This is a genomic window from Kitasatospora sp. NPDC008050 (genome assembly GCF_042957465.1).
Taxonomy (GTDB): domain Bacteria; phylum Actinomycetota; class Actinomycetes; order Streptomycetales; family Streptomycetaceae; genus Kitasatospora.
This window is the reverse complement of sequence record NZ_JBIBIJ010000038.1, coordinates 18,295-28,513: the sequence shown is the minus strand read 5'-3', so window position 1 is coordinate 28,513 and position 10,219 is coordinate 18,295. Positions and strand designations below refer to the sequence as shown.

Below are 10,219 nucleotides of genomic sequence, written 5' to 3'. Positions count from 1 at the left end.
CGACGGATCCGCCACCACCTGCTCCAACAACCGCACCCAACGCGCCAGCACCGACTCCACCGTCGAGCGGTCGAACAGGTCCGTCGAGTACTCGATGGTCCCGGTCACGCCCTGCTCACCGGCGCGCTCGGCCAGGCTCAGCAGCATGTCGAAGCGCGACCGGCCGATGCCGACCTCTTCGGGGGTCACCCGCAGGTCCGGCAGCCGGAACTCGCCCTCGGGGGCGTTCTGCAGGACCAGCGCCACCTGGAAGAGCGGGTGGTGGGAGGTCGAGCGCTGCGGGTTGAGCTGCTCCACCAGGTTCTCGAACGGCACGTCCTGGTGCGCGTAGGCGGCCAGGCTCGCCTCCCGGACCCGGCCGAGGAGCTCGGCGAAGCCCGGGTCGCCGGAGGTGTCGGTGCGCAGCACGAAGGTGTTGACGAAGAGGCCGACCAGGTCGTCGAGCGCCTCGTCGGTGCGGCCCGCGACACCACTGCCGAGCGCGATGTCGGTCCCCGCGCCGAGCCGGGTGAGCAGCGCGGCCATCGCGGCCTGCAACACCATGAAGACCGTGGTGTTGGAGCCCCGCGCCAGCCGGACCAGGCGCTGGTGCAGCTCCGCGTCCATCGCGAAGTCCAGGTGGGTGCCCTCGAAGGAGACCACGGCCGGACGCGGGCGGTCGGCGGGGAAGGTCACCTGCTCGGGCAGGCCGGCCAACTGGCCGCGCCAGTAGTCGACCTGCTGGGCGTAGATGCTCTCCGGGTCCGACTCCTCGCCCAACAGCTCGCGCTGCCACAGGGTGTAGTCGACGTACTGCACCGGCAGGTCGGCCCAGTGCGGGGCCTCGCCCTGCGAGCGGGCGGTGTAGGCGGCCACCAGGTCCCGGGCGATCGGGCCCATCGACCAGCCGTCGCCGGCGATGTGGTGCACCAGCAGGAGCAGCACGCTCTCCTGCGGGCTGATCTCGAACAGCCAGGCGCGCACGGGCAGTTCGGCGGCCAGGTCGAAGCCGTAGCGGGCGGCCCCGGCCAGCTTGCCTGCGAGCTGATCCTCCGTCACTTCGACCTGCTGCCAGTCGAGTCGCACATCCTCGACGGCCAGCACCGACTGGTGCGGCTCGCCCCCGACCTCGGGGAAGACGGTGCGCAGCGACTCGTGCCGCCCGATCAGGTCGAGCAGCGCGGCGCGCAGTGCCCCGGCGTCCACACCACCCGAGAGCCGCAGCGCCAGCGGCATGTTGTAGGTGGCCGAGCGGCCCTCCAGCTGGTGCAGGAACCACAGGCGGCGCTGGGCGAAGGAGAGCGGCACCACCGCGGGGCGGGGCATCGGCGCCGGCGCGGTGCGCGTGCGGCCGTTGTCGGTCAGGCGGGTGGCCAGGGCGGCGACGGTCGGGGACTCGAAGACGGCGGCGATCGGCACCTCCAGGCCGAGCACGCTGCGGATGCGGCTGACCAGGCGGGTGGTGAGCAGCGAGTGGCCGCCCAGGTCGAAGAAGCTGTCGTCGATGCCCACCCGGCCGATGCCCAGCACCTCGGCGAAGAGCCCGGCCAGCACCTCTTCCTGAACCGTGCGCGGGGCCCGGCCGCCGGCGGCCGTCGCGTAGTCGGGCACCGGCAGGGCCTTGCGGTCCAGCTTGCCGTTCGGGGTCAGCGGCAGCCGGTCCAGGACCACCAGCGCGGACGGCACCATGTACTCGGGCAGGCGCTCGACCAGGCGCTCGCGGGCGGCCTTGACGACCGCGCCGATGCCACGGGCCGCCACCGGGTTGTTGACCCGCGGCCCGGCGCCGAGGGAGGGCAGGTAGACGCCGGCGAGGGCGGTCGTGTGCTGCTCGGCGGGCAGCACGACGGCGTCGAAGAGGGCGATCGAGCGGGACGACCAGGTCGTCACCACGCGCAGGCCCGACTCGGCGCCCTGGAGCACCAGTTGCTCCGGGTCCACGGCCGCGCCGAACTCCTCGGCGTCCAGGCCGTCCAGGCGGCGCTCGGCGGCCACCTCGGCCACCAGCCGGGCGCTGGGGATGCCCGTCACACGGGTCGGAACCGCAACGTCGGCCAGCTCGAACTCCGGCGTCCAGGCCAGCTGCGGCAGCCCGGCGACGTCGAGCGCCTCGGACTGCGGTGCCTTGTGCAGCACGACCTCGTAGCGGTGGCGGGTCAGCTCGTTGTGGTAGTCACCACGCTTGAGCTGGATGTCCACGCCACCGACCCGCGCATCGCGCTGCGCCAGTTCGGTGAAGAACTCCGGTGCGACCACCAGCTCCTTCTCCAGCAGCACCGCCCGGTCCACCACCGAACGGGCAGCCGCACCACGCCCGTTGTGCACGGCCGCACGCAGCGACCGGAGCGAGCCGGCGTGCCGCACGTCACCGATGACCACCCGGCCGCCGGGCGCGAGCAGGCCGAGCGCCTGGTCCACCACCCGGGCCAGGTACTCCCCGTCCGGGAAGTACTGCACCACCGAGTTGATCAGCACGGTGTCGAAGTGCTCCGCCGGGATTCCGTCGACCACGTCGGCGGGCTGCGCCAGCAGCCGCACCCGGTCGGCCAGACCGGCCTCGGCCACCTGGCCCGTCAGGCGCTCGATGACCGCGGCGGACAGGTCGGTGCCCCAGTACTCCGCCACGTCGGCGGCCAGATGCCCCATCAACAGGCCCGAGCCGACACCGATCTCCAGGATCCGGCCGCCACCCAGAGCACGCACCCGCTCGACCACGGCATCGCGCCAGGCCCGCATCTCCCCCAGCGGAATCGGCTCGCCGGTGTAGGAGCTGTCCCAGCCGGAGAAGTCCTCGCCGAAGGCACCGGAGCCCGCGCCGGCGTAGACGGTGTCGTAGATGTCACGCCACTCGGCGACCTGTGCCTCCTCGGCGGCGGTGCCCGCGGCGGCACCGAAGGCGGCGGCCTCGGCCAGGTCCGGCACCAGGTAGGCGGCCAGGCGCTGGTCGCCGGGGACGTCCTCGCGGGCGATCACCACGGCTTGGCGGACACCCTCGGCGCCGGTCAGCAGCGCCTCGATCTCACCGGGCTCGATCCGGAACCCACGCACCTTGACCTGCTCATCGGCCCGCCCGGCGAACTCCAGCTGCCCGTCCGCGCGCCAGCGCACCAGGTCGCCCGTGCGGTACATCCGGGCGCCCGGCTCGAACGGGCAGGCGACGAACCGCTCCGCCGTCAGCCCGGGCCGGCCCACATAGCCGCGCGCCACCTGGACACCGGTGACGTACAGTTCGCCCACCACGCCCGCGGGCACCGGCTGGAGAGCGGCGTCGAGCACGAACATCCGGGTGTTCCAGGTCGGCCGACCGATCGGGACACTGGCCCCGGACTCGCCGCCCTGCCAGACGGAGGAGGCGACCTGGATGGTCATCTCGGTCGGGCCGTACAGGTTGTACAGGGCGCTGTTCCAGGTCCGGCTGATCTCGGCCGCGAGCTCGGGGCGCAGGGCCTCACCGCTGGACCAGATCCGGGTGACCGCGTGCCCGGCGGGCGGCTTGGGCAGGTTGGCGAGCAGCGACGGCGGGAACTGCGCGACGGTGACGCCGTTCGCGGCGAGGTGGGCGACCAACTGCTGGGGGTCGCGGATGACATCGCCCGGCGCCACGCAGATCGCCGCGCCGGACAGCAGCGGGAACCAGAGCTCCAGCCCGACCGAGTCGAACCGCACCGAGGTGCGGAACAGCAGCACGTCGCCGGGGCCCACCGGGTAGGCGTCCTGCATCCACTGCAGGTTGTTGGCCAGGCCGCGGTGCTCGACCAGCACGCCCTTGGGGCGGCCGGTGGAGCCCGAGGTGTAGATGACGTAGAGCGGGTGCGCCGGGGTCAGCGGGGCGGTGCGCTCCGCGTCCGTGAGGTCGGCGGTGGAGTGGCGGGCCAGCGCGGCGGCGGTCTGCGGGTCGTCGAGGACGACGAGCGGCAGCTGCGCGTCCAGCGTGCCCAGGTCGGATCCGCCGGTGACGATGGCCAGTTGGGGACGCGCGTCGCCCAGCGTGTACGCCAGCCGCTCGGCCGGGTCCTCGGGGTCCAGCGGCAGGTAGGCGCCGCCGGCCTTGATCACCGCGAGCAGCGCCACCACGGTCTCGGCCGATCGCGGCAGGGCCACGGCCACCAGCCGCTCCGGGCCGACGCCCAAGGTCACCAGATGGCGGGCCAGTTGGTTGGCCCGGGCGTTCAACTCGGCGTAGCCGAGGGTGATCCCGCCGAAGCGCACCGCGGGGGCGTCCGGGGTGCGGCGCACCTGCGCTTCGAGCAGGGCGGCCATCGTCTCCTGACGGACCTCGGCCCGGGTGTCGTTCCACTCGGTGAGCAACTGCCGCTGCTCGGCCCCGGTCAGCAGGCCGGCCGTGCCGATCGGCCGGGCCGGGTCACCCAGCGCCGCTTCGAGCAGCCGCACCCAGCGGTCGAAGAGCCGCCCGATGGTGGCGCGTTCGAACAGGTCGGTGGCGTATTCCACCACGGTCTCGATGCCCGCGGGGTTGCCGGCGGCGTCGTGGCGCTCGGTCAGCGAGAGGAGCATGTCGAACCGCGAGGTGCCGGAGTCGACGTCGGTGGCGCGCACCCGCAGGCCGGGGAGGGTGAACTCGCCCTGCTCGGTGTTCTGCAGGACCAGCGCCACCTGGAAGAGCGGGTGGTGGGAGGTCGAGCGCTGCGGGTTGAGCTGCTCCACCAGGTTCTCGAACGGCACGTCCTGGTGCGCGTAGGCGGCCAGGCTCGCCTCCCGGACCCGGCCGAGGAGCTCGGCGAAACTCGGGTCGCCGGAGGTGTCGGTGCGCAGCACGAAGGTGTTGACGAAGAGGCCGACCAGGTCGCCGAGGGCCTCGTCGGTACGGCCCGCGACACCACTGCCGAGGGGGATGTCGGTGCCGGCGCCGAGCCGGGTGAGCAGCGCGGCCATGGCGGCCTGCAGCACCATGAAGACGGTCGCGTTGGAGGTGCGCGCCAGCTCCGCCATCCGCTGGTGCAGCTCACCGGAGACCTCGAAGGCGACGCACTCGCCCTGGTAGGAGGCGACCGCGGGCCGCGGCCGGTCGGTGGGGAAGCCCACCTGCTCCGGGACATCGCGCAACTGGCGCCGCCAGTAGTCGACCTGGCGCCCGAAGAGGCTGTCGGGGTCGTTCTCGGCGCCGAGCAGCTCGCGCTGCCACAGGGTGTAGTCGGCGTACTGGACCGGCAGTTCGGACCACTGCGGGGCGATGCCCTGCGAGCGGGCGCTGTAGGCGGCGAACAGGTCCCGTGCGAGCGGGCCCATCGACCAGCCGTCGGCCGCGATGTGGTGCAGCAGCAGGAGAACGACGCTCTCACTGGGGCTGGTGTCGAACAGCCAGGCCCGGACGGGTATGTCGGTGGCGAGGTCGAAGCCGTAGCGGGACACCTCGGCGAGCGCGGCGGGCAGCTCGGCGGCGCCGACCGAGCGGCGCTCCCAGCCGAGCGCGGCGTCGGCCGGGTCGAGCACCACCTGGCGCGGCTCGCCGTCGACCTCGGGGAAGACGGTGCGCAGCGTCTCGTGCCGCGCGATCAGGTCGAGCAGCGTGGTGCGCAGCGCCGCGGCGTCCACAGTGCCGGTCAACTGGAAGGCCAGCGGCATGTTGTAGGTGGCCGAGCGGCCCTCCAGCTTGTGCAGGAACCACAGGCGGCGCTGGGCGAAGGAGAGCGGCACCACAGCGGGGCGCTCCACCGCGGCCAGGGCGGTGCGGGTCCGGCCGGCCGGGTTGAGCCGCTCCACCAGCCGGGCCACGGTCGGCGCCTCGAAGACGTCCTTGATCGGCAGTTCGACGCCCAGGACGGTGCGGATGCGGCTGACCAGGCGGGTGGCGAGCAGGGAGTGGCCGCCGAGGTCGAAGAAGCTGTCGTCGATGCCCACCCGACCGATGCCCAGGATCTCGGCGAACAGGCCGCACAGCACGGTCTCCTGCTCGGTGCGCGGGGCCCGGCCGGCGGCGGTGGCCGCGTAGTCGGGCACCGGCAGGGCCTTGCGGTCGAGCTTGCCGTTCGGGGTCAGCGGCAGCCGGTCCAGGACCATGACCGCGGAGGGCACCATGTACTCCGGCAGGCGCTCGACCAGCCGCTCGCGGGCCGCCTTGACGACCGCGCCGATGCCACGGGCCGCCGCGGGGTTGTTGACCCGCGGGCCGGCGGCGAGGGAGGGCCGGTAGACGCCCGCGAGGGCGGTGGTGTTCTGCTCGGCGGGCAGCACGACGGCGTCGAAGAGCGCGACCGAACGGGACGACCAGGTCACCACCACCCGCAGGCCCGACTCGGCGCCCTGGAGCACGAGTTGCTCCGGGTCCAGAGCCGCGCCGAACTCCTCCGTGTCCAGGCCGTCCAGGCGAAGCTCGGCGGCCACCTCGGCCACCAGCCGGGCGCTGGGGATGCCCGTGACGCGGGTCGGTGCGCAGACGTCGGCCAGGTCGAACTCCGGCGTCCAGGCCAGCTGCGGCAGGTCGGCGACGTCGAGCGCCTCGGACTGCGCCTTGTGCAGCACGACCTCGTAGCGGTGGCGGGTCAGCTCGTTGTGGTAGTCACCACGCTTCAGCTGGATGTCCACACCACCAACACGCCCGTCACGCTGGGCCAGTTCGGTGAAGAACTCCGGCGCCAGCACCAGCTCCTTCTCCAGCAGCACCGCCCGGTCGACCACCGAACGGGCAGCCGCACCACGCCCGTTGTGCACAGCGGTGTGGAGAGCGCGCACCGATCCGGCATGCCGCACGTCACCGACCACCAGGCGCCCGCCCGGCGCCAGCAGACCCAGCGCCTGGTCCACCACCCGGGCCAGGTACTCCCCGTCCGGGAAGTACTGCACCACCGAGTTGATCAGCACCGTGTCGAAGTACCCCGCGGGGAGTCCCTCGACCACATCGGCCGGCTGCGCCCGAAGCCGGATCCGGTCCGCCAGACCGGCCTGCGCCACCTGCGCCGTCAACCGCTCGATCACGGCGCCGGACAGGTCGGTGCCCCAGTACTCGTCCACCCCTGGGGCCAGATGCCCCATCAGCAGACCGGCACCCACGCCGAGCTCCAGGATCCGGCTCCCGCCCAGAGCGCGCACCCGCTCGACGATCGCATCGCGCCAGGCCCGCATCTCGCCGAGCGGAATCGGCTGCCCGGTGTAGGAACTGTCCCAGCCGGAGAAGTCCTCACCGAAGGCACCGGAACCCGCGCCCGCGTAGACCGAGTCGTAGATGTCACGCCACTCCGCGACCTGCGCGTCCTCGGCCTGCGCCTCGGCGGCGGCCGCAGCGGCCGCCGCCAGGTCGGCCACCACATAGGCGGCCAGCCGCTGGTCACCCGGGACGTCCTCACGGGCGACCACGACCGCCTGGCGCACGCCCGCCGCGCTGGTCAGCAGCGCCTCGATCTCGCCGGGCTCGATCCGGAACCCGCGCAGCTTCACCTGCTCGTCGGCCCGCCCGGCGAACTCCAGCTGCCCGTCCGCCCGCCAGCGCACCAGGTCACCGGTGCGGTACATCCGGGCGCCCGGCTCGAACGGCGAAGCGACGAACCGCTCCGCCGTCAGCCCGGCCCGGCCCGCATACCCGCGCGCCAGCCCCGCCCCCGACACGTACAGCTCGCCCACCACGCCTGCGGGCACCGGCCGCAGCAGCGCGTCCAGCACGAAGACCCGGGTGTTGGTGACCGGGTGGCCGATCGGCGCCACGCCGTCGGCCGAGGCATCGCTCATCGAGACACAGACGGTCGACTCGGTCGGACCGTAGGCGTTGACCACCTTCCGGCCCCGCGACCAGCGCGCGATCAGCTCCGGCGGCGCCGCCTCACCGGCCAGCACCACCGTGGCAAGCGACGGCAGCGCCGACTCCGCACCCACCGGCACCCCACCCAGGACGGAGGGCGGCAGCGTCACATGGGTGACGTCCTGGTCGGCCAGCACGGCCCGCAGCGCCTCACCCACCAGGCGGCCCTCCTGCGGCACCACCAGCGCCGCGCCGGAGCCGAAGGCCAGCACCAGCTCCCAGAACGCCGCATCGAAGCTCGGCGAGGCGAACTGCAGCACCCGACTGCCGGAATCGACGCCCAACCGCTCGGCCTGCGCATGCGCCAGGCTCGCCACACCCTGGTGGGAGACCACCACGCCCTTGGGCACACCGGTCGAGCCCGAGGTGTAGATGACGTACGCCGGCTGCCCCAACTCGACGGCGATGCCGGGGTCGGTGTCGGGGAAGGCCGAGAGGTCCTGGGCCAGCGCCGCCTCGTCCAGCACCAGCACCGGCGCGGCGTTCGCCAGCATGAACTCCCGCCGCTCGGCCGGGTAGGCCGGGTCGACCGGCAGATAGGCGCCACCGGCCTTCAGCACCGCGAGGACCGCCACCACCAGCTCGACGGAGCGCGGCAGCTCGACGGCCACCAGCCGCTCCGGGCCCACCCCCTGCCCGATCAGCAGGTGCGCCAGCCGGTTGGCCCGCGCGTTCAGCTCCGCGTAGGAGAACTCCCGCTCACCGGTCACCAGCGCCGGGGCGCCGGGCGCGCGCCGCACCTGGGCCTCGACCATGCCGGCCAGCGTCGCCCCGGTGACCTCGGCCGCCGTGTCGTTCCAGCCCGACAGCAGCCGCTCGCGCTCCTCGGCCAACAGCAGTTCCAGCTCGCCGATGGGCAGCGCCGGGTCCGTCACCGCCTGGTCCAGCAGCCGTGCCCAGCGGGCCAGCAGGCCCTGGACCGTCGCGGCGTCGAAGAGGTCGGTGGCGTACTCGACGTAGGTCTCGATGCCGGTGGCCGCGCCGGTCCCGTCGTGGCGCTCGTACATCTCGATCAGCACGTCGAATCGCGAGGTGCCGGTGGGCACGAACTCGCTGCGCACCTGGAGGTCGGGCAGCCGGTACTCCGCCGAGGGGTTGTTCTGGAGCACCATGGCGACCTGGAACAGCGGGTGGAGGCCGGTGGAGCGCTGCGGGTTGAGCACCTCCACCAGGTTCTCGAAGGGGATGTCCTGGTTCTCGTGGGCCGCCAGGCTGCGGTCCCGGACCCGGCCGAGCAGCTCCTCGAAGCTCGGGTCGCCGGAGGTGTCGGTGCGCAGCACATAGGTGTTGACGAAGAGGCCGATCAGGTCGTCCAGGGCCTCGTCCGTGCGGCCGGCCACGCCGCTGCCGAGGGCGATGTCGGTGCCGGCGCCGAGCCGGGTGAGCAGCGCGGCCATGCCGGCCTGGAGCACCATGAAGACGGTGGTGCCGGTGCGGTTGGCCAACTCGACGATGTTCCGCTGCAGTTCGCCGTCCAGCCGGAAGCCGGCGCGGGCGCCCCGGTAGCTGGCCACGGCGGGCCGCGGGCGGTCGGCAGGGAAGCTGACCTCACCGGGCAGGTCGGCCAGCTCCTCGCGCCAGTAGGCGACCTGCTGGGCGTAGAGGCTCTCGGGGTCGTCCGCCGCGCCGAGCTGGTCGCGCTGCCACAGGGTGTAGTCCGCGTACTGGACCGGGAGTTCGGACCACTTCGGGGAGCGCTGATCGACCCGCGCGGCGTAGGCCTCCATCAGGTCCCGGGCCAGCGGGGCCATCGACCAGCCGTCACCCGCGATGTGGTGCAACAGCACCAGCAGTGTGCTGTGTTCGCCGTCGGTCTCGAACAGCCAGGCCCGCAGGGGGGTTTCGGTGGCCAGGTCGAATCCGTAGCGGGCCGCCTCGCGCAGCGCCGACGGCAGCTCCTCCTCGGTCACCGGCTGCTGCTCCCAGCGGAGTTCGGCCCGCTCCGGGCCCAGGATCAGCTGCTGCGGCTCGCCATCGGTCTCGGGGAAGACGGTGCGCAGCGTCTCGTGCCGCCCGATCACCTCGCGCAGGGCCGCGCGCAGCGCCTCGGCGTCCACGGTGCCGGTCAGCCGCAGGACCAGCGGCACGTTGTAGGTCGCCGAGCGGCCCTCCAGCTTGTACTGGAACCAGAGCCGGCGCTGAGCGAAGGAGAGCGGCACCGCCTGTGGCCGCGGCACGGGCCGCAGGGGGGTGCGGGCGTCACCGCCGGCCTCCTCGGCCAGCCGCTTGGCCAGCGCGGCCGGGGTGGAGCAGTCGAAGACGTCCTTGATCGCCAGCTCGATGCCGATGACGGTGCGGATCCGCACCAGCAGCCGGATGGCCGACAGTGAGTGGCCGCCGAGCTCGAAGAGGTCGTCGTGCGGGCCCACCTGGTCCACGCCGAGCACCTCGGCGAACAGCCCGGCGAGTACTACCTCGGGCGAGCCGCCCTGGTCCCCCAGGCCGGCGACGTTCTGGTCCGACTTCGACGATGCCGCGGCGTCCAACTTG

At 73.2% G+C, this 10,219-nt stretch carries 1 protein-coding gene; it reads right to left on the bottom strand.

The window, feature by feature from the left end; translation table 11 throughout:
- The coding region (locus ACFZB9_RS36280) for an amino acid adenylation domain-containing protein (RefSeq protein ID WP_391454356.1) at window positions 1–10,215 on the bottom strand (10,215 nt) is incomplete at its 3' end.
- Between the last annotated feature and the right edge of the window lie 4 nt (window positions 10,216–10,219).